The following is a 19,162-nucleotide window of genomic DNA, read 5'->3' as shown; positions in this document are numbered from 1 at the left end:
GGCAGGCCCTAACCAGCCCGAACACAAAAAAACTGATACTCCCCGAAACTGCGTTTTCACACAGCCTGCCACGGCGTCTTTTTTGTACTTGATTGATCTAACGCCGTTAGGACACTTGAACGAACTCCGCGACGGAGAGCCGCATAGCTCAAAGCCTATCGCACACACTCAACCTTCAGGCCTCCACAGAGCGTATGCCATAGCGATAGCCAACCCAGCCCCCATATCCAGCACACCTCACCCCCCACACCCACTAACCCCCGGCACCCGCCCCCGCCAAGGCCTCACCCGCTCCAACTGCCCAGCCAACCCCAACAACACCCCCTCCTCCCCAAACCGCCCAGCAAAATGCGCCCCCATCGGCAGCCCCGCCGCACTCCAGGACAACGGCACCGACATCGCCGGTTGGCCAGTCGCATTAAACAACGCTGCAAAAGGCGAATACCGATGCGACCGCTCGATCATGTCCTCAAGGCTCAGGCTTTCGTCCGGCACCACAAGCTCGCCAATGCGTGCCGGCTCGCGTGTCAGCACTGGCGAGAGGATAACGTCGTAATCTTGCATGAATGTCGCCAATTGGCGGCCCAGGGCGTGTATCCATTCGACGGCGGCGGCGTATTGCGCGCCGCTGACGCCGCCTTTGTCGCGCAGGATGATGCGTGTGCGCGCTTCCAGTTCGGCGTCCTGTACGTCAAAGCCACGCATGCGGCCTAACATATCGACGTGGTTGCGGGTGTTCGCGCCGATGATGGTGAAGACGTGGTCGAGGAATTCCGGCAACACCACTGGCAGGCTGACGGGTTCGATGCGGTGCCCGAGTGACTCGCATAACTGCGCGACGTCTCGCACGGCGGCCAGGCTCTCAGCCGAGGTTGGCCAAGTGCCTGATTGTTCGATGAGCGCGATGCGCAGGGTTCCGGGGTCGCGGTGGACGGCGCTTACGTAAGACAGGCTCTGAACCGGGCCGGCGTAAGGCGCGCCGAGGTCCATGCCTGCTGTGGCGTCGAGCAAGGCTGCGCTGTCACGTACGGTCAGGGTGATGGCGTGCGCGGTGCTCAGGCCTGCCCAGCCCTCGCCGACCATCGGGCCGGAAGGCATGAGGCCGCGGCTGGGCTTGAAGCCGAATACGCCGCAGCAGGATGCAGGCACTCTCAACGAACCGCCGCCGTCGTTGCCGTGGGCAAAAGGCACTACCCGTGCGGCCACCAGTGCAGCCGCTCCGCCACTTGAGCCACCGGCGCTATGTTCGAGACTCCACGGGTTGCGGGTCGCGCCGAAGCGTGTGGACTCGGTGGAATAGGATGTGCCGAATTCCGGTGCAGTGGTCGTCCCGGCAAGCACGCAACCGGCACGCCTCAGGCGGCTGACAACTTCGGCTTCAAAGGGGGCACGGAACTCGCCCATGGCCAGCGAGCCATTGCTCATTCGCGCGCCGTGGACCGGGGTAAACAGGTCCTTGATCAGCGTTGGCACACCTGCGAAAACGCCTTGGCTTGTTGCAGCGTCCAGTGCCGCGCTGCGAGCCGAGTCATACAGCCGCTCGGCGACGGCGTTGAGCTGCGGCTCAACGTGCTCGATGCGCTGAATCACCCCCTCCAGCAAATCGATCGGCTGAACCTCGCCGCGCCTGACCCACTCGGCCAGGCCGGTGGCGTCTTCATCGTTCAACAACGTTTGAATGTCTTTCATGGGAAGGTTCCTGATGGCCTGAATTCGAATGGAAACAAGATCGCCGAGCTTGCAACCGTTTTTAGAAACTGTGACCTACCCGTAACGCCACGGTGTAACCCTCGGTGCGGTTGCGTGCGCCGAATTCCTTGTAGATGTGAAACCACGCCGCAGGCATGCCGGGCGTAAAGTAGCTGATCGCTGGGCCGGCTGCGACCACTCGGGCGCGGTTGCCGGTTTCCAGCCCTGGCGCATCGTCATCGGAGAATTGCCGATAATAGAACCCGCCCATCCCCAGCGTGAAAGGACCTACGTGCTGGCCCACGGCAAACTCGTGACGGTATTCGATACCGTTCTTGTAGTCGGTCGCAGGGTTGCGGGTGTTGATGTCAGTCTGAAAGCTGCTGGACACCTCAAAACCGCTGTCGCTGATGTAGGTCGCGTTGACGGTGGGAGAAAACGTCCAGTGATTCAGCCCCGGCGAAATAGGACGATTCTTGTCGTAGTCGCCGGTAGGTGCCTGAATCTGCATCCGCGCGTTCACGAACAGGTTGGGGGCAAGGTCCCATTGCAGTATGAGCGGTGACACCGAAATGTCGGCCATCCTGAACGGATCCGCCTTCAGGTCCAGCGGGCCGCCAGGCGTCTGGACCCGGAACGAGGCATCCATCTGGAAGAAGGGCACCGCCACGCTGTAGCCATAGCGCGCACCCAGTATTCTGTAATCGGTCATGCGAAAGTACGCAACGCCGATGGACAGAACGTCCAGGGAAAAATTGTTGTCCAGCGAGCGACCGTGGCGGTCTTTCTGCACGTTGGTCGAATAGAACGCCACGCGCATTCCCAGCGTACCCACGGGGGTCGACGGAGGCAGGATGCCTGCACCGAAATCGTAAACACCGAAGGAGGTAGTCGGTGCTCCGTTTTCAGTTGCCTGAACCGTGGCAGCAAGGCTCATCAAGCCGAGCGTCAAGAAAGTGAAGCGTCTGATATTGGAATTATTGTTATGACTCATCGCATGCCCCTGACCACGAAGGTGGTGGGGTCATGCTATTGAGTCATGCTTTATGCCGTTATCCGATTTCAGCAAAGATGTTTGCGCTGCAAGGTCTGCGAGGGCGTTTCCCCGAACAGTGTCCGGTAGTCACTGGAAAACCGGCTCAAGTGCCAGAACCCCCAGCGCGCGGCGACCGTCTGCACGAGTTCGATCCGGCTGCTTTCGCGCAACTCGCGCCGCGCTGCGTTGAGGCGCAACGTGCGCAGAAAAGCCACTGGGTTGATGCCCAGCGTCTCCTGAAAACAGTACTGAAGTTTGCGGCGACTGGTGCCGATGTGGTTGCACACATCCAGAATCGACAGCGGTTCATCCAGATGCGCCAAGGCATAATCGCGGGCCCGATCCACCATTCTCTTGCGCGCCGTGGGATTTAGCGGCGGCGCCTGATCAGGTGCCACCAGTTCCAGCACCTGCAACATTACGGCATCCCGAATGCCACGCCGGATCGACTCGTGCTCAAGCTTCTGCAGGCACGCCTGCTCTCCATTCAACAGGTTATCGAACAGCGCAGTGAACCTCGTGCGAACCGTTGGATCGGTCAAACGGTAACACTTGGGAAGATCGGTAATTTCAAAACGGCTGCCCTGACGTTCCAGCGCGTGAGCCAGGGCACTCTCTTCAATCGCAATGCCCAGTGCATCCAGTTGCAGCGGGGTACTCAATTCCGGAAGATTCTCGCCGTGCGCGACGATCATGCTTGACTCTGGAAGCGTGTGCCCGGCACAGAACGCAGGACCGTTGGCACTCAACGGCAAGGCGAAAATAATCGCCCCCTCCCAGGCTGTACCACTCTTGACCAGGGCCTGATTAGAGCGGTCGCGGACCAGTTGCAGCCAGTCCGAACGGAATTCCGTCAGCTCTCCTTCAAAGCCACCGGGCGTCACCTGGTCGTAACGAACCTGCCAGCCGCTGAGATTGCGACCATGCTCGTCGATGTCACAAGTTTGAAAACGCCGCAGGTGAGGTGGTGGTGCCGCCTCAATCGAAGCCTTGTTCATCTCCACATCACGACTACTCATCGGCCTTGCCCTTTAATACGTTTCAAGGTCATGAGGCTAAGTGAAGGCAAGTTTCATTCCGGCAGCAAGGAGTTTGAGTGATTAATACAGCGAAGCTACCAAACTGCTTTCAAGCTTCATAAAAACTCTGCTCGCTTCAAATAGAAAGCGTCCCGTCGAGTCATGGTGTAGGCCCACTCGCTGTCCCAGCAAGACAAGCGGCCATCGCTCTCGAGTACTGATCACGTATACTGGCAATATATCATCACGCATCTCGACCAAGGCATGTGCCGTCGATTACGCTTCGCCTGGCATAGGTATGGAAAACAGCACATGCCACAAAGAAGAAACCTGAAAGACTCTATTTTCATACCCTTGAAGCTGTCTCAATTGATCGGCCTTTTCAGTTGGATTATCAGCTGGTATGTGAATCCGTCTATTGAGCAATCACTGGATATATTTATTTATTGCGCTCTGGCGGGGGCGACGCTGTCAATCATTGTCACTTCCAACAGCAGAAGCATGACGACGTGGCGCCTGTTCGGCATTATCTACATGACCTCACTTACCGTTCTGTTCAAGGTACAGATCGAACGCATGGGCGTAGAGGCGTCGATGTGGGGATTGGTTGTCACTTCCCTGCTCATCACGGGAATGAGCGTATTCTTCGTCAAATTCATTGACTACGTCGCTGCGGCTGCTCTGATCTGGCTGATCATGTGGCAAACGGACCTGACGGCGGTCGGCGTCCACCATGCGCCTCTGTTTTATGTTTTCCTGATCAGTTCGACATTGTTGGGCGGCTCCCTGAATGCAACCTTCCTTAGCCTGGTCATGCAGACCATGGCGGCGAGTGATCGCTACCAGAAGCTGTCCGAAACCGACACGCTGACGAACGCCCCAAATCGCCGTGCTTTAGTCGCCAGCCTGGACAACGCACTGACGTCAGATGACACGTCCTCGCTGTGGTTCGCCATGCTTGATCTGGATAACTTTAAAAGCATCAACGACAACCATGGCCACGACGTGGGTGACAATGTCCTTATATGTTTCGCAACACTCATAAAAAACACAACGGGGCTGGTCAGCTTTGGTCGCCTGGGGGGAGAAGAGTTTGGCGTGATGTTATCCGCAGCAAACGCAGCAGACGCCATAGCGGCAATGGAACATTTATTGATGCTCGCCCAAAAAGACCAAACAGCGAAAGTGCCCTATTCATTCAGTGCAGGTATTGCGAGTTTGGCTCGGTCAAAAAACGTCAATGACCTGTTGAAAGAAGCTGATGAAAATTTGTATCACGCCAAACGGAGCGGCAGACAATGTATTGCCTTTGAAGGCAGGATAGTTTCCGCGAGTACTGGAAGTGTGGAAAAGCAGAACCAAGGGGTGAAATCGGCTAATACCCATGCATAGCGCTCGGTCCTCTCAAGTATTCTCGCCGCCCTGCCGAACCATCGAATAGCGGTCAATATCCTCTCGCAATGTCCACCCCTGCCCTGACCAATATCGGCCAGCCGCCTCATTACCCTTCAGCACATCCAGATGACACTTATAAATTCCCAGCGCTTCCAGACACTGAAGGCAGCGCTCGACCAACTCGTGAGCTATCCCCTGTCCACGATACTCCGGCAGCACAATCAAATGTTGTAGATAACCCCGGCGGCCGTCATGCCCACACATGACACAACCGCACACAGCCCCCTCCGCCTCGGCGACGAAGCTCATATCGGGGTTTCTGTCGAGGTAGCGTGCCGTCGATTCACGCGAATCGGCATCGCGCAGGGAGATGCCCGGTGTGTTGCGCATCAGCTCGATGACCGATTCGTAATCATTGATTGTCATGCTGCGAATCGTGATCACTGGCTAAGACCGGCCTGTTATTCCAATGGCGGAGCAGATTAACAGAGCATTTCGCTGATCAGATGACAGCGCTGCCAGAGTTTGCCTATCAACCCATAACGTTCTTTCTATTAGAAATATCCACGAAGAAGGCTAATCTGCAAGAGCATCGGCGAAGGCCGTGCGGTTTTACCCTGATAAGGAGATAAGAATGAGCTCAAGTTTTCTGTGCACGTTGTGGGCTCGTATCGCAGCAATCCAATGATCGCTACTGGCCTGATCGTTGATCGAGCGGCCGGTACGAACCCAGTGCTATGGAGTTCCGTCATCACTGTCTGAAGCCCCGCGAGTGGGCTGGATGGCCGGATGCAAATGACAAAAAGGTGTATCAAGCATGTCAACTGAATCGAAATGCCCCTTCAACCACGCTGCTGGCGGCGGCACCACCAACCGTGACTGGTGGCCCAAGCAGCTGAATCTGAAGATTCTGCATCAGCATTCCTCACTCTCCGACCCGATGGGCGAGAGCTTTGATTATGCCAAGGAGTTCAAGAGCCTTGACTTCGAAGCGGTCAAACAAGACCTGCGCGACGTCATGACCCGGTCGCAGGACTGGTGGCCGGCCGACTTTGGCCATTATGGTCCGCTGTTCGTTCGCATGGCCTGGCACAGCGCCGGTACCTACCGTACAGGCGATGGCCGTGGCGGTGCAGGTGCCGGTCAGCAACGTTTTGCGCCGCTCAACAGCTGGCCTGACAACGTCAGTCTGGACAAGGCACGTCGCCTGATCTGGCCAGTCAAGCAGAAGTATGGCCGCAAGATCTCCTGGGCCGACCTGATTGTGCTTACCGGCAACGTCGCGCTGGAGTCGATGGGCTTCAAGACGTTCGGCTTTTCCGGTGGTCGCCCGGATGTCTGGGAACCGGAAGAAGATGTGTACTGGGGCTCCGAGACCACCTGGCTGGGTGGCGAAGAGCGCTACGGCGCACAGAAGAAAATGCAGCAGCCGGGCGACGGCACGCTGGTCGCCGAGCCGGAGAATCACGCTAACGAAGAAAGCCGCACCGCGAGCGGTGAGCGCAATCTGGAAAACCCGCTTGCCGCTGTGCAGATGGGCCTGATCTACGTGAACCCTGAAGGCCCTGAAGGTGTGCCGGATCCGGTGGCCTCGGCGCGGGATATCCGTGAAACCTTCGGTCGCATGGCGATGAACGATGAAGAAACCGTAGCGCTGATCGCCGGTGGTCACGCCTTCGGCAAGACTCATGGCGCAGGCCCTGCCGACAACGTCGGTCCGGAGCCGGAAGCAGCGGGTCTTGAAGAACAGGGGCTTGGCTGGAGAAACAAATTCGGCAGCGGCAAGGGTGGCGACACCATCACCAGCGGCCTGGAAGTGACCTGGACTTCGACTCCGACCAAATGGAGCAACGAGTACCTCGAAAACCTCTTTGGCTTCGAGTGGGAGCTGACCAAGAGCCCGGCAGGCGCGCATCAGTGGACGCCGAAGAACGGCGCAGGCGCGGGCAAGATTCCGGATGCCCACGATCCATCGAAACGTCATGCGCCAAGCATGCTGACCTCTGACCTGGCGCTGCGCTTCGATCCAGCTTACGAGCAGATCTCCCGTCGCTTCCTGAACAACCCTGAGCAACTGGCAGACGCGTTCGCCCGCGCCTGGTTCAAGCTGACTCACCGTGACATGGGCCCGCTCGCGCGCTACCTGGGCCCGGAAACACCGGCCGAAGAGCTGCTGTGGCAAGACCCTATTCCGAATGTTGATCATGCGTTGGTGGATGATCAGGATGTTGCCGCGCTCAAAGGCAAGATCCTGGCTTCGGGGCTTTCTGTCTCGCAGCTGGTTTCAACCGCATGGGCAGCCGCTTCTACTTTCCGTGGCTCTGACAAGCGCGGCGGTGCCAATGGCGGTCGTCTGCGTCTTGCTCCGCAGAAGGACTGGGCGGTCAACCAGCCTGCACAACTGGCGGGCGTACTGAAGACGCTTGAGGGTATTCAGAGCGAGTTCAACGCAGCTCAGTCGAGTGGCAAGCAGGTTTCCATTGCTGACCTGATCGTCCTGGCCGGTAGTGCAGGTGTCGAGCAGGCTGCGAAGAACGCTGGCCAGCACGTCACGGTGCCGTTCACACCAGGCCGTGCCGATGCATCGCAGGAGCAGACGGATGTCGAGTCGTTTAGCTTCCTTGAGCCGATCGCCGATGGCTTCCGCAACTATCAGAAGGCGCACTACAAGGTCTCGGCAGAATCGCTGCTGGTCGACAAGGCGCAACTGCTGACCCTGACTGCACCGGAAATGGCTGTGCTGTTGGGCGGCCTGCGGGTCTTGAATATTAACGTCGGTCAGAGCAAGCACGGGGTCTTCACCGACAAGCCGGAAACCCTGAGCAACGACTTCTTCAAGAACCTGCTGGACATGGGCGTTGAGTGGAGAGCGACTTCAGGTGCCAACGACACCTTTGAAGCACGTGACCGCAAAACCGGCGCAGTCAAATGGACCGGCACCCGTGTCGATCTGGTATTTGGCTCCCATGCTCAACTGCGTGCGATTTCCGAGGTGTACGGCAGTTCGGACGCTAACGAGAAGTTCGTCAAAGACTTCGTGGCCGCATGGACCAAGGTGATGAACCTGGACCGCTTCGACCTGGCTTGATGTGTTTGATGTGCTGAGTTGAAAAAACGCCTCCCTTGCGGAGGCGTTTTTTTTACGGCTATCAAAAAGCGAAGGCTGGTTTTATCAGCGACTCATCATGCTTGCCGCCTGCTCCGTCGCTTCGGTCGTTCGAGTCGCCAGCTTGCGCACTTCGTCAGCTACCACCGCAAAGCCCCGCCCAGCTTCCCCGGCACGTGCAGCTTCAATCGCGGCATTGAGCGCCAGAAGGTTGGTTTGGCTGGCAATGCTCTGGATAGTGCCGACTATCTGGGTCAGTTGAGTGATGTTCTCTTCCAGGTTTTTCTGATGCTGTGCTTCGGTGTCGCGAAGAGCATCCTGCTCATGCTTCAAATGCACATCCACCAACGCACCGACCACCCTCAGCGGAACACCTTCGGGATTGCGACGAGTCTGGCCGCGTGCACGGAACCAGCGGTACTCGCCGGTTTTCATCTTCAGGCGGTACTCGATATCGAACGGCGTCTTGCCAGTCCGGTCATTCAAGTGCGCACCGAATGCCGTCAGACTGCGCTCCTTGTCGTCAGGGTGCAGCCGTGATGCCCAGCTATCCAGTACGTCAGGAAACTCTTCGACTGTTTCGAAACCCAAAAGCCGCCTGAACTGTGGAGACCACCAGAACGGGTTTCTCGCATTGACCGGGTCGCCAGCAATGACCTCCATGTCCCAGAGCCCGTCGGAGAGCATCTCCCGGGCCAGTTCGAATCGGGTAATGATCACATCGTGTTCCAGATCACGTTCAAGCTCATCGTGAATATCACGAAGCGAGCCGGCGACACGCAGCGGCGTTCCGCGTGCGTCTCTTAACGTTTCGCCTTGGGCATAGAACCAGCGATAAGTGCCGTTCTTCATCGCCAGACGATTCTTGACCCGGTACGGCGTGTTACCCGAGCGATCATTCAGATGCTTGGCAAATGCGTCGAGCGTGGCTTGTTTATCCTGCGGATGAAGCCGGTCTGCCCAGCTCGCCAGTACGTTAGGGAAATCTCGCTCGTCGTTAAAACCGAGAAGCGTGCGAAGTTGCTGCGACCACCAGAATCGATTGTTCGGGTTGACCGGATCGCCTGCTACGACCTCCATATCCCAGAGGCCCTCGCTCGACGCACGGTTGACCAGATCAAAGCGGGTCTCATAAGCGGCGGCCGAAGCAGAGGCTTCACCCAGAAGGTGGCGGGCGGTTTCCAGTTCCTGCTCAAGATCGGCGATACGTTGCTCGTCAAGACGACGCTGGGTACTCAGCGAACTCCAGCACTCAAGTACGCTGCTCTCTTCAGCGCAGCCTCTTACAACCGGCTCGCCAGCCCCCTTGAGAGAGGCAATAAGTTGTTGAAGGGCTTTTCTGTCACGACGTGGTCGGAATAAGTGAAACATGCACCGGGCTCTCGAAATAAAGTCAGATTTGCCGAGTCCCTGGCATGGCACTTCTTTATCGACATGCCGTGCGGTTTCTGAACCGTCAGATTGCGATCAGGTAATGGTCACTTGATCCAGAATCAACTTCACGGCTTGCTGGTCGGTTTGCGCCCCCGCCATCAACTCCGCTACCCAGCCGCAACCGGACTTCTCCAGATGAACTCGCCAATCACCGGGCCATTTCTCAAGCCCGTCCAGATTCAGGAATATGCAGCCACCCCGCTCAGCGTGCCCACCGCCAATTGACTGTTCAAAACAGAACGGTTTATCGGCTCCGGATGTATCGACGCTGAATAGGTAAACATCGTGTTTCGGGTCCTCAAGCGAAGGCGCACAATTGCGCTGACTGATCAGCTTCAACATTTCTCAATCTACTCCTGGCTATATGATTGACTGTGACGTCCATTACTTCGGGAATGCAGTTCGCGACGGTTTACGTCGCGAAGAGGACGCAGAGCGTCCAGACCGGCATTCCGACGCGGAGCGTCGCACGATAGTTGAGATTATCGTCCCCTACGCTCACCCCCTCGCTCCAAACCTGCGCAACACCACAACCCCAAGCAACGCCGATAACACCGACCCGATCAGTACGCCCACCTTGACCTCATCCACCAGCTCCGGCGCACCCGGGAAGGCCAGTGCGCCGATAAACAGGCTCATGGTGAAGCCAATACCGCACAGCGCCGCAACACCATAAAGCTGACCCCAGTTGCTGCCGTCCGGCAAGCGAGCCAGGCCGGCGCGGATGGCCAGTGCAGCGAGGGCGAAGATGCCGACCTGTTTGCCGATCAGCAGCCCCAGCGCGACGCCCAACGGCACCGGGTCCAGCAGTTTGTCGACAGTGATGCCTGACAGTGAAACGCCGGCATTGGCGAATCCAAAGACCGGTACGACGGCAAAGGCCACCCACGGGTGCAGTTTTTCTTCCAGATGCAGCAGCGGCGAGCTGGCTTCTTCATCGGGTTTGCCGAGCGGAATGCACAGTGCCAGCGCTACGCCCGCCAAGGTGGCGTGAATACCGGACTGGAGCATGAAGAACCACAACAGCGCGCCGACAATCAGGTAAGGCAGCAGCTTTTTAACGCCCAGACGGTTCAGCGCGACGAGCACGGCGATGGAGCCCAGTGCAGCCAGCAGCATGGGAATGGACAGATCGCTGGTGTAGAACAGCGCGATAATCAGCACAGCACCGAGGTCATCGAGAATTGCCAGTGCCGACAGGAATATCTTCAGCGACAACGGCACACGCTTGCCCAGCAATGACAGCACGCCCAGGGCGAATGCGATGTCGGTCGCTGCCGGAATGGCCCAGCCGCCAATGGTGTCTGACTGGCCCCAATTGAATGCCACGTAGATCAACGCCGGAACCACCATGCCGCCCAGCGCTGCGAAGCCCGGCAAGGCGCGCTGGCTCCAGGATGCAAGCTGACCGGCCAGCATTTCGCGTTTGATCTCCAAACCCACCAGCATGAAGAAGATTGCCATCAGGCCATCGTTGATCCAGTGCGCTACCGACATCCCGGCGAGCACGGTATGCAGCGCCGCAAAGTAGCTGTCGGCCAGCGGCGAGTTGGCGACGATCAGGGCTGCCAGCGCAGCCGCCATCAGGATCAGACCGCCAGCGGCCTCAGCGGCGAAAAAGCGCTTGATGAACGCCAGCGCGCTCGGGGATTCGGTACGGGGGGTGAGGTTGTGCATGCAGGGCTCCGCAGGGTACAGCGCAAAAAGGCCGCAACCTTACCACTCGCAGAGCCTGCCACAGCGCAGGTAAACCTGAGGATACAAATTAACGCGCATGCCCATCATAGCTTGAGGAATCAGGGCTCCTGTCTGCCAGACAACAGCCCTGCCCGCTTCACTTCTTGACGGTTTCTTCAAGCGTGAACCGGCCTAGCGGGTTCTGGCCGAAGTGCTCGACGTTTTTGCGTGAAACACTGATGTAAGGGCTGTAGTAAAGGTCGATCCAGTTGACGTCGGCTTTGGCCATTTTCTGCAGGTCGATGTACATCTGCTCACGCTTTTTGGGGTCCATTTCAACCCGTGCAGCAGCAACCAGCTCCTTGACCTTCTCGTTCTTGTAACGGGTCATGTAGTTGTTGTTGGTGTCATGGCCAAGCACGAAGGTGGTTTTCTGATCCGGGTCAAGGATGTCGTTGGTCCAGTACATCACGGAGATGTCGTAGTCCCCGGCAATCAGCATGTCCCAGCTCTGGCTCGGGTCGACTTTCTGCAGCGTCGTGGTCACGCCAACCTTGGCCAGTTGCTGTTGCAGCATGACCGCAATTTGCTCGTCGACTTCGTTGCCAGCGTTGACCACATAGTTGAGCTTCAGGTCTGCCGCACCGGCATCCGCCAGCATCTGTTTGGCCTTGACCGGGTCATACGGGCGTTGCAGGTTATCGGCGTAGTGATACAGCGCGCCCTTGGGAATGTAGGAATTGGCTACTGTGCCCAGCCCGAAGGTGGCGGCCTCGACCAGCGATTTCTTGTCGATCGCCATGTCCAGTGCCTGGCGTACCTCAGGCTTGGCCAATGCGCCGTGCTCATGGTTGAGCAACAAATGATCTTCACGGGTGGACGGGTCCAGGTGGACCACCAGATCAGGGTTCTTCTTCAGGTTTTCGACACGGGAGAACGGCACATAGATCGCTGCATCCAGTTCGCCCTTCTGGACCATCAGCATACGGGTGTTGTCATCCGGCACCGAGATCCACTCGACACCATCCAGACTAACGCTCGGCGCTTCCCAGAAGTTGGGGTTTTTCGCCAGAATCACCCGGTCACCGCGCCGCCATTCTTTCACCGTGAAGGCTCCCGAACCGACAGGCTTTTCGGCGTAGGCCTCTTCACCCAGGGTCTTCATGGCCTTCTCGGAGAGAATCGACACGTTGGGCAACGCCAGTTGCGAGAGGAACGAGGCCGATGGGTTCTTCAGGGTGATGACCAGCGTACGCGGATCTGTTGCGACGGCTTTGTCGATAATCTTGTAGGAATCGCTCCACAGCGAGCCCTTGTCGTCGCGGATTCGCAGCAGGCTGAATACTGCGTCGCTGGCGGTCAGCTCCGAGCCATCAGAGAATTTGGCCGGGCGTATCTTGAGCGTATAGGTCAGCCCGTCGGGCGAAATCGACCAGCTTTCGGCCAGCCCTGGCACCAGCTTGGTGCCCTTGTCGTCAACCCGGATCAGCACATCGTAAACGTTGGAAAATACCCAGTTGTCGATGTTTTGCGCGCTTTTGATCGGGTCGAAGGTGGTGCCGTCCTCACGACGGCCGATGGTCAGCACGCCCGCGGCTTCCGCCACTCCCGCTGCCAGGGAACAGGCCGCCAGCATGGCGACGGTCAGCATTTTCATTGGTCGAGCTTTCATACAAATGAACTCCTTGCCGGTGTCGGGACAGATGTTTGTTGTAGGTCTGGATCAAAAAACGGGTTCATCAAGTACACAGTCGTAGCGCTGCTCGCCGACATGCCGGGTGGGTGGCGCGACGCTGGAGCAGGTCGGTCTGGCAAACCGGCAACGCGGATGAAAGGCGCAGCCAGCGGGCAAACTCAGGGGGCTGGGCGGCTCGCCCTGCAAGGGTTCACCGGGCAGCGGACGATCCGGATCAATCTCCGGAATAGCCTGGATCAGCGCCGCGGTATAGGGATGACGCGGCTTGAGAAAGACCTCTTCGACCGGGCCCTCTTCAACGATTTTGCCCAGGTACATCACCGCCACCCGGTCACACAGGCGGCGCACGATGGCAAGATCGTGGGCAATGAACAGAATCGCCAGGTTCATACGCTGGCGCAGTTCCAGCAGCAGGTTGATGATCTGCCCCTGAATCGACACGTCCAGTGCCGCCACGCACTCGTCGGCAATGATCAGCCGTGGCTCGATGGCCAGCGCGCGGGCGATACCGACACGCTGACATTGTCCGCCGCTCAAGGCGCCCGGTTTGCGTTCGGCAAATTCTGGCCGCAGACCGACCATGTCGAGCAACTCGATGACCCGCGCCGGAATCTCGGATGCGCTGACCTTGCATTGCACTTTCAGCACCTCGGCCAGCGTGGCACCGACGGTCATGCGCGGGTTGAGCGAGGAAGACGGGTCCTGAAAGATCATTGCTGTTTCACTGCGCAAACGCTGCAGACTGATACCACTGCCTTGGGCCATGTCGACATCATCGAAGACGATCTGCCCGGAAGTAATGTCGTTCAAACGCAGAATCGCGCGCCCCAGCGTGCTCTTGCCGCTGCCAGACTCGCCCACCAGGCCCAGCGTTTCACCTGCACGAATGCTCAGCGACACACCGTTGACGGCATGCACCCAACGCTTGTTGAGGCCCATGAAACCTGATCCGGGGGCCGGGAAGCGCACCACCAGATCGTTGACGTTCAACAGCACGGAGCCGCTCATGAAACGGCCTCTCGGGAGTCTGCCAGCGGGTAGTGACAGGCCGCTTGGTGGGCAACACCCATCGACCGCATCAGGGGTAGCGTCTCGACGCAGCCTGCGCCCGCATGGCCGCAGCGCGCCTGAAAACGGCAGCCGACGGGCAGCGCATCGAGCAATGGCGGCTGTCCGGGAATGGTGCGCAGCAGGCCACTGCCCGCGCTGCTGGCGGGCTGGCAGTCGATCAGGCCGCGGGTGTAAGGATGGCGGGCGCGGGCCAGCACGTCGCGCTTGCTGCCGTGTTCACACAATCGACCGGCGTACATCACCGCGATGGAGTCGCAGGTTTGCGCTACAACGCCCAGGTCGTGGGTAATCATGATCAACGACAGCCCGTGACGGTCACGCAGGTCCAGTAACAGCCGCAGGATTTGCGCCTGCACCGTCACGTCCAGCGCGGTGGTCGGTTCGTCGGCGATCAGCACCTGCGGCCCGCAGCCCAGCGCCACGGCAATCATGGCGCGCTGGCGCATGCCGCCGGAAAACTCATGGGGAAAGTTATCCACACGCGAAGCCGGGTCGGGAATGCCGACCTGACGCAGCAGATCAATCGCCTGCGCCCGTGCCTCACGTTTCGAAGCGCCCTGATGCAGACGAAAACCTTCGGCAATCTGCTCGCCGATACGCATCAGTGGGTCCAGATGACTGCTGGGGTTCTGAAAGATCATGCCGATCCGCCGCCCACGCATGGAGCGCATGCCAGTTGCATCCAGCTTTAACAGGTCGACATCATTGAGCAGCACCGAACCACCGCGCACGTGCAGGTCCGGCGATGGCATCAGTTGCATCAATGCCCGGCAAGCCATGGTCTTGCCAGAGCCACTTTCACCGACCAGCCCGAGAATCTCGCCCTGCTGCAGATCGAACGACAGCCGGTCGACCAGCGTTACCTCGCGGCCACGATTGTTCGCAATCACGCTCATCTCGCGGACTGTCAGCACCGGCGTACTCATTGCCGCTCCCCCAGGGTTTCGGCAACGCCGTCCGCCAGCAGGCTGAAGCCCATGGCCAGCGTCACGATGGCCAGCCCCGGAAAGGTGCAGATCCACCACGCAGACGTCAGAAACGCCTGCCCTTCGGCGACCATGGTGCCCCACTCCGCCAAGGGTGGCTGTACACCCAGCCCCAGGTAGCTGACCGACGCACCGCTGAGCAGCACCAGAACAGCGTCAGACATGGAAAACACAATCGAGCCGAACATCGCGTTGGGCAGCAGATGGCGGAACAGAATGCGCAGGTGACCAAACCCCAGACTTCTGGCCGCCAGGGCGAAATCGCTTTCCTTGAGCACCAGAATCTGTGAACGGATCAGCCGTGCATAAGACACCCAGCCCACCAGCGCCATGGCGATGTAGAAACTGCTCAGGCCAGGGCCGAGAATCGCAATGATCGCCAGCATCAGCACCAGAAACGGAAAGGCCAGAACGATGTCGATTACGCGCATGCACAGGTTGTCGAAGCGCCCGCCGATGTAGCCCGACAATGCGCCGACAAACGTGCCGATGATGAATGGGAAAACCACCCCGAGCACACAGATCTGCAGGTCGATGCGTGCCGCCCAGATGACTCTGGACAGAATGTCGCGGCCAAAATTGTCGGTGCCGAACGGATGCGCGAGGTGCGGTGCGAGCATGCGCAGTTCGGTGTTCTGGTAAATCGGGTCATAAGGTGCCAGCCACGGCGCGAAGAGCGCCAGCAGCAGCCACACGCCAAGCAATGAGGCACCCAGCAGCATCGCCAGCCGGCCATTGCGCAAGCGCAGGCGTAGCCTTGAACGCCAGTGTGGGCGCAGGTGGGCGTGGGCGACGGTCATTTGATGTTCACCCTCGGGTCTATCGCGACAGTGGCCACATCAGCGAGGAAGTTGACGATTACCGTGGCACAGGCCAGCACCATGGCTACCCCCTGCACCACCATGTAATCGCGACTGAAGATGCCGCGCACCAGCAACTGGCCGATGCCGGGGATGGCAAACAGGCTTTCGATAACGACAGTGCCGCTGATCAGCCAGCCGATGTTCACCGCCAGCAGATTGATCGACGGCACCAGCGAGTTGGGCAATACATGACGACGAAACACTGCGCCCTCACTGACGCCGCGTGCCCGCGCCGCAGTAACGTGATCAGCCTGCAGTTCCATGAGCATGCTCGCGCGCAGGTTGCGAATCAGCACAGCGGACAAAGCCAGGGCGATGGTCAGGCACGGCAGCACCATGTGGTGGGCCTTGTCCAGCCAGTCACTGCCGTAACCGGACACCGGAAACCAGCCAAGCTGCACACTGAACAGCAGGATCAGCATGATGCCCAGCCAGAATGCCGGCATGCCCAACCCCGTGGTGGTGAAGACACGAATCAGGTTATCGCCCCAACTGCCCTTGTTGCGTGCAGCGACCGTGGCCAACGGCACGGCGATCAGCAGAGCCAGCAGGACGCTGCCACACACCAGAAACACAGTGGGCTCCAGCCGGGTAACGATCAGTTTGAGCACATCGATCTTGTACAGCAGCGATTTGCCCATATCGCCCTGCAAGAGGTTTTTCATGAAGTACACGTACTGTGTCCACAGGGGTTCATCCAGCCCGTACTGGGCGCGGATGTTGGCCAGTGCCTGCGGTGTGGAACGTGCGCCCAGCAGAATGCGCGCCGGGTCGCCGGGGATCGAGCGCACCAGAATGAAGGTCACCAGACTGATGCCGAACAGCACCGGCAGCAACTGCAACGGACGCTGGAGGATGAAACGATAACGACCCAGATTCATCAGACGCCCCGATGCTGTGACAGAAAATTCAGCAGGACCGGAAAGTACGCCGCCACCCCTTTCACGCAAAAGGGCAGAGCGAAGTTGTAGTCGAACATTGACCATCCGTCGACTTTGATTGTTTTGCGCTCATCCGCCTTGCTCGCATACCCCATCGCACCTCACCTTTGCGGACGTCGCTCATGGCCTCAACCCTATCGCGCAGCGCCATGGCAAACAGCTAGCAATTCTTATAGGTTTTACACGACTGACAGCCGGTTGGACGCAGGCGTGGCACTGTCCTTGCTAATTGCTATATTAAGACCCCCACACCGGCTCAATGACAAAGGAGGTCAAGCCATGCATATCAGGTTGTCGGATTTCAATTCGCGTCTGCAATCGGCATCTACAGTGGATCAGCAAATGGATTGCGCACTGTTACTGGCCTCGGATCTAGGATTCGATGCAGTGATTTACGATTACAGCCCGGTGCCCGTGTCCCATGATGGAGCACTGATCACACCTTCGTTGCTTTCATTGCGCAACACCCCCGCCGACTGGCACGCACTCTGGTGCAGCCAGGGGTACTACCAGATCGACCCGGTGCAACACCTGGCCGTGGCCAGCGTTTCGCCTTTCGTATGGTCATACCAGCCCAAGGCCGAAACGGTTCTGCAAACCTTTATTACCGACATGCACAAGCCGGTGGTGCGCTATCTGCATGACTCACACATGACGTGTGGCGTGACAGTACCTATCCACATGCCCAAGGGCGGTTTCGCCACCCTGACAGGCCTGTGTTCCGACAGCAGCGACGCGGCGCTGGAAGATGCCCGGCAGAGCCTGGCCGAGTTCGGTCTGCTGGCTCATGCCTTTCAGGAAGTCGCCTATCCGCTGTTTGACCAGAAGATGCGCTCCTGCAATGCGATCAAGCTCACCCGCCGCGAGCGTGAATGCCTGAGCTGGTCTGCCGAAGGGCTGACGGCCAGAGAAATCGCCGATCAGCTCAACCGTTCGGTCGCCACGGTAACGCTGCATCTGAATTCGGCCATGCAGAAACTGGGGGCCAAAAACCGTGTGCAGGCGGTCGTGCGTGCCGTTCACTACCGTTTACTCGACCACTGACCGGTTTATCAGCCAAAACCTATCATTTTCTATAGTTTTAAGATGCCACGCGCAGCGCTATGGTGCCCCGAACTATCCAGCAGGGACCGGCGACATGGCAGACATGACGATCAAGGAAGGTTTTGCGCCGTTCGGCGACTATCAGACGTGGTATCGCGTCACCGGCAACTTGCAAGGCCCGCGTACACCGTTGGTCATTCTGCACGGCGGCCCCGGTTGTACCCATGATTACGTGGACTCGTTCAAGGACCTCGCCAGTAACACTCAGGCCGTGATCCATTACGACCAGTTGGGTAATGGAAAATCGACTCGCCTGCCCCATGAGAGTCGCGAATTCTGGACAGTCGATCTGTTCTTGAGAGAGCTGAACAACCTGCTTGCCCACTTGGGCATCGAAGACAATTACGCGTTATTGGGCCAATCGTGGGGCGGCATGCTGGCTTCGGAACATGCGGTGCTCCAGCCCAAAGGCCTGAAAGCGCTGATTGTCGCCAACTCCCCGGCAGACATGCGTACCTGGGTAAGCGAGGCCAACCGACTGCGCGAGGCTTTGCCCGCAGCTGTGCAAGCTGCATTGCTCAAGCACGAACAAGCGGGAACGTTGACTGACCCGGAGTACCTGGAAGCATCGCGGGCATTTTATGACCGTCATGTATGCCGCATCACACCCTGGCCGGACGAGGTGAAACGCACCTTCGACCAGATCGACGCGGACCCGACCGTGTATCACGCCATGAATGGCCCTACCGAATTTCACGTTATCGGCACTTTGAAGAACTGGACCATTGTCGACAGGCTGGAAAACATCAAGGTCCCGACCTTGGTGATTTCGGGGTTTTATGACGAAGCCACTCCACTCGTGGTGAAACCTTACGTGGAGAACATCCCTGACGTTCGCGCGTCGGAGTTCAGAGAGTCCAGTCACATGCCCCATGTGGAAGAAAGAATGGCCTGCATGGGCTGCATAGCCGGTTTTCTGGACATATTGCCTGTGACCGCTACTCAGTCAGCGGCTTAGCCAGCAGGCTCCCAATGAATGCAGACCTCGAAAAACCACACCACTAGAGTTAATACTTTAACAACAGTGAATCGTGTAAACCGTTGACAGGATTCACTGTGTGACGGGAAGTTTTCGAGACCATTACTTAACAAACCCTAAACAACATTACATTCATCATGAAATAACTTTCATCGCTATTAATTAA

The 19,162-nt window shown here is 58.4% G+C and carries 15 protein-coding genes and 2 pseudogenes; 4 read left to right on the top strand and 13 right to left on the bottom strand.

Annotation, left to right across the window (positions count from 1 at the left end):
• Nucleotides 1-237: 237 nt before the first annotated feature.
• The 3 genes from AO068_RS19130 to AO068_RS19120 form a co-directional block, all read right to left on the bottom strand.
• Nucleotides 238-1,689 (bottom strand): amidase, encoded by a 1,452-nt coding sequence (locus tag AO068_RS19130; RefSeq protein ID WP_058409177.1) that lies wholly within the window; start codon nt 1,687-1,689, stop codon nt 238-240.
• A gap of 61 nt (nt 1,690-1,750) precedes the next feature.
• A complete protein-coding gene (locus tag AO068_RS19125) occupies nt 1,751-2,683 on the bottom strand; it encodes a SphA family protein (RefSeq protein ID WP_058409176.1) in 933 nt (310 codons plus the stop codon).
• A gap of 68 nt (nt 2,684-2,751) precedes the next feature.
• Nucleotides 2,752-3,744 (bottom strand): helix-turn-helix domain-containing protein, encoded by a 993-nt coding sequence (locus tag AO068_RS19120; RefSeq protein WP_058409175.1) that lies wholly within the window; start codon nt 3,742-3,744, stop codon nt 2,752-2,754.
• 312 nt (nt 3,745-4,056) lie between these two features.
• Between AO068_RS19120 and AO068_RS19115 the strand changes: the two genes are divergently transcribed.
• Complete coding sequence (locus AO068_RS19115; protein WP_058409174.1) at nt 4,057-5,136, top strand: GGDEF domain-containing protein; 1,080 nt, start codon at nt 4,057-4,059, stop codon at nt 5,134-5,136.
• A 12-nt stretch (nt 5,137-5,148) separates the two neighbouring features.
• Here the strand turns inward: AO068_RS19115 and AO068_RS19110 are convergent, their stop codons facing one another.
• The gene (locus tag AO068_RS19110; RefSeq protein WP_058409173.1) at nt 5,149-5,583 is read right to left on the bottom strand and encodes a GNAT family N-acetyltransferase; all 435 of its coding nucleotides are present in this window, start codon (nt 5,581-5,583) and stop codon (nt 5,149-5,151) included.
• Nucleotides 5,584-5,956: 373 nt separating this feature from the next.
• Between AO068_RS19110 and katG the strand changes: the two genes are divergently transcribed.
• Complete coding sequence (katG, locus tag AO068_RS19105) at nt 5,957-8,227, top strand: catalase/peroxidase HPI (protein ID WP_058409172.1); 2,271 nt, start codon at nt 5,957-5,959, stop codon at nt 8,225-8,227.
• A gap of 90 nt (nt 8,228-8,317) precedes the next feature.
• Here katG and AO068_RS29775 read toward each other — a convergent pair.
• The 9 genes and pseudogenes from AO068_RS29775 to AO068_RS19065 form a co-directional block, all read right to left on the bottom strand.
• Nucleotides 8,318-8,584: pseudogene (locus AO068_RS29775) on the bottom strand (methyl-accepting chemotaxis protein); the annotation flags it as partial.
• A gap of 21 nt (nt 8,585-8,605) precedes the next feature.
• Nucleotides 8,606-9,325: pseudogene (locus AO068_RS29770) on the bottom strand (PAS domain-containing protein); the annotation flags it as partial.
• 387 nt (nt 9,326-9,712) lie between these two features.
• Nucleotides 9,713-10,021: a hypothetical protein gene (locus AO068_RS19095; protein ID WP_058409171.1), complete on the bottom strand. Its 309-nt coding sequence runs from the start codon at nt 10,019-10,021 to the stop codon at nt 9,713-9,715.
• A 156-nt stretch (nt 10,022-10,177) separates the two neighbouring features.
• On the bottom strand, nt 10,178-11,356 hold the full coding sequence (gene nhaA, locus AO068_RS19090; protein WP_058409170.1) for a Na+/H+ antiporter NhaA: 1,179 nt from the start codon (nt 11,354-11,356) through the stop codon (nt 10,178-10,180).
• 157 nt (nt 11,357-11,513) lie between these two features.
• Nucleotides 11,514-13,028, bottom strand: coding sequence for an ABC transporter substrate-binding protein (locus AO068_RS19085; protein ID WP_058409169.1), 1,515 nt, complete (start codon nt 13,026-13,028; stop codon nt 11,514-11,516).
• Nucleotides 13,029-13,079: 51 nt separating this feature from the next.
• The gene (locus tag AO068_RS19080) at nt 13,080-14,060 is read right to left on the bottom strand and encodes an ABC transporter ATP-binding protein (protein WP_058409168.1); all 981 of its coding nucleotides are present in this window, start codon (nt 14,058-14,060) and stop codon (nt 13,080-13,082) included.
• Entirely contained in the window at nt 14,057-15,049 is a 993-nt protein-coding gene (locus AO068_RS19075; protein ID WP_058409167.1) for an ABC transporter ATP-binding protein, read from the bottom strand. Before AO068_RS19075 ends, AO068_RS19080 begins: the two co-directional genes overlap by 4 nt.
• A complete protein-coding gene (locus tag AO068_RS19070; RefSeq protein WP_058409166.1) occupies nt 15,046-15,909 on the bottom strand; it encodes an ABC transporter permease in 864 nt (287 codons plus the stop codon). Before AO068_RS19070 ends, AO068_RS19075 begins: the two co-directional genes overlap by 4 nt.
• Nucleotides 15,906-16,853 (bottom strand): ABC transporter permease, encoded by a 948-nt coding sequence (locus tag AO068_RS19065; protein WP_005745304.1) that lies wholly within the window; start codon nt 16,851-16,853, stop codon nt 15,906-15,908. The genes AO068_RS19070 and AO068_RS19065 overlap by 4 nt, the downstream gene beginning before the upstream one ends.
• 339 nt (nt 16,854-17,192) lie before the next feature.
• Between AO068_RS19065 and AO068_RS19060 the strand changes: the two genes are divergently transcribed.
• Entirely contained in the window at nt 17,193-17,957 is a 765-nt protein-coding gene (locus tag AO068_RS19060; RefSeq protein WP_058400660.1) for a LuxR family transcriptional regulator, read from the top strand.
• Nucleotides 17,958-18,051: 94 nt separating this feature from the next.
• On the top strand, nt 18,052-18,975 hold the full coding sequence (locus AO068_RS19055) for a proline iminopeptidase-family hydrolase (protein WP_058400659.1): 924 nt from the start codon (nt 18,052-18,054) through the stop codon (nt 18,973-18,975).
• The last annotated feature ends 187 nt before the right edge of the window (nt 18,976-19,162 follow it).

Origin of the sequence: Pseudomonas sp. ICMP 3272 (assembly GCF_001466905.1) — a bacterium.
GTDB classification, from domain to species: Bacteria; Pseudomonadota; Gammaproteobacteria; order Pseudomonadales; family Pseudomonadaceae; genus Aquipseudomonas; species Aquipseudomonas amygdali.
This window is presented reverse-complemented; position numbering and strand designations above follow the sequence as displayed.

What these genes read in the sequence shown, in the direction of transcription:
- AO068_RS19070 (WP_058409166.1), bottom strand. Translation starts at nt 15,909, where the DNA reads ATGACCGTCGCCCACGCCCACCTGCGCCCACACTGGCGTTCAAGGCTA.
- AO068_RS19125 (WP_058409176.1), bottom strand. Translation starts at nt 2,683, where the DNA reads ATGAGTCATAACAATAATTCCAATATCAGACGCTTCACTTTCTTGACG.
- AO068_RS19115 (WP_058409174.1), top strand. Translation starts at nt 4,057, where the DNA reads ATGCCACAAAGAAGAAACCTGAAAGACTCTATTTTCATACCCTTGAAG.
- AO068_RS19075 (WP_058409167.1), bottom strand. Translation starts at nt 15,049, where the DNA reads ATGAGTACGCCGGTGCTGACAGTCCGCGAGATGAGCGTGATTGCGAAC.
- AO068_RS19055 (WP_058400659.1), top strand. Translation starts at nt 18,052, where the DNA reads ATGGCAGACATGACGATCAAGGAAGGTTTTGCGCCGTTCGGCGACTAT.
- AO068_RS19080 (WP_058409168.1), bottom strand. Translation starts at nt 14,060, where the DNA reads ATGAGCGGCTCCGTGCTGTTGAACGTCAACGATCTGGTGGTGCGCTTC.
- katG (WP_058409172.1), top strand. Translation starts at nt 5,957, where the DNA reads ATGTCAACTGAATCGAAATGCCCCTTCAACCACGCTGCTGGCGGCGGC.
- AO068_RS19060 (WP_058400660.1), top strand. Translation starts at nt 17,193, where the DNA reads ATGCATATCAGGTTGTCGGATTTCAATTCGCGTCTGCAATCGGCATCT.
- AO068_RS19120 (WP_058409175.1), bottom strand. Translation starts at nt 3,744, where the DNA reads ATGAGTAGTCGTGATGTGGAGATGAACAAGGCTTCGATTGAGGCGGCA.
- AO068_RS19130 (WP_058409177.1), bottom strand. Translation starts at nt 1,689, where the DNA reads ATGAAAGACATTCAAACGTTGTTGAACGATGAAGACGCCACCGGCCTG.
- AO068_RS19085 (WP_058409169.1), bottom strand. Translation starts at nt 13,028, where the DNA reads ATGAAAGCTCGACCAATGAAAATGCTGACCGTCGCCATGCTGGCGGCC.
- AO068_RS19065 (WP_005745304.1), bottom strand. Translation starts at nt 16,853, where the DNA reads ATGAATCTGGGTCGTTATCGTTTCATCCTCCAGCGTCCGTTGCAGTTG.
- nhaA (WP_058409170.1), bottom strand. Translation starts at nt 11,356, where the DNA reads ATGCACAACCTCACCCCCCGTACCGAATCCCCGAGCGCGCTGGCGTTC.
- AO068_RS19095 (WP_058409171.1), bottom strand. Translation starts at nt 10,021, where the DNA reads ATGTTGAAGCTGATCAGTCAGCGCAATTGTGCGCCTTCGCTTGAGGAC.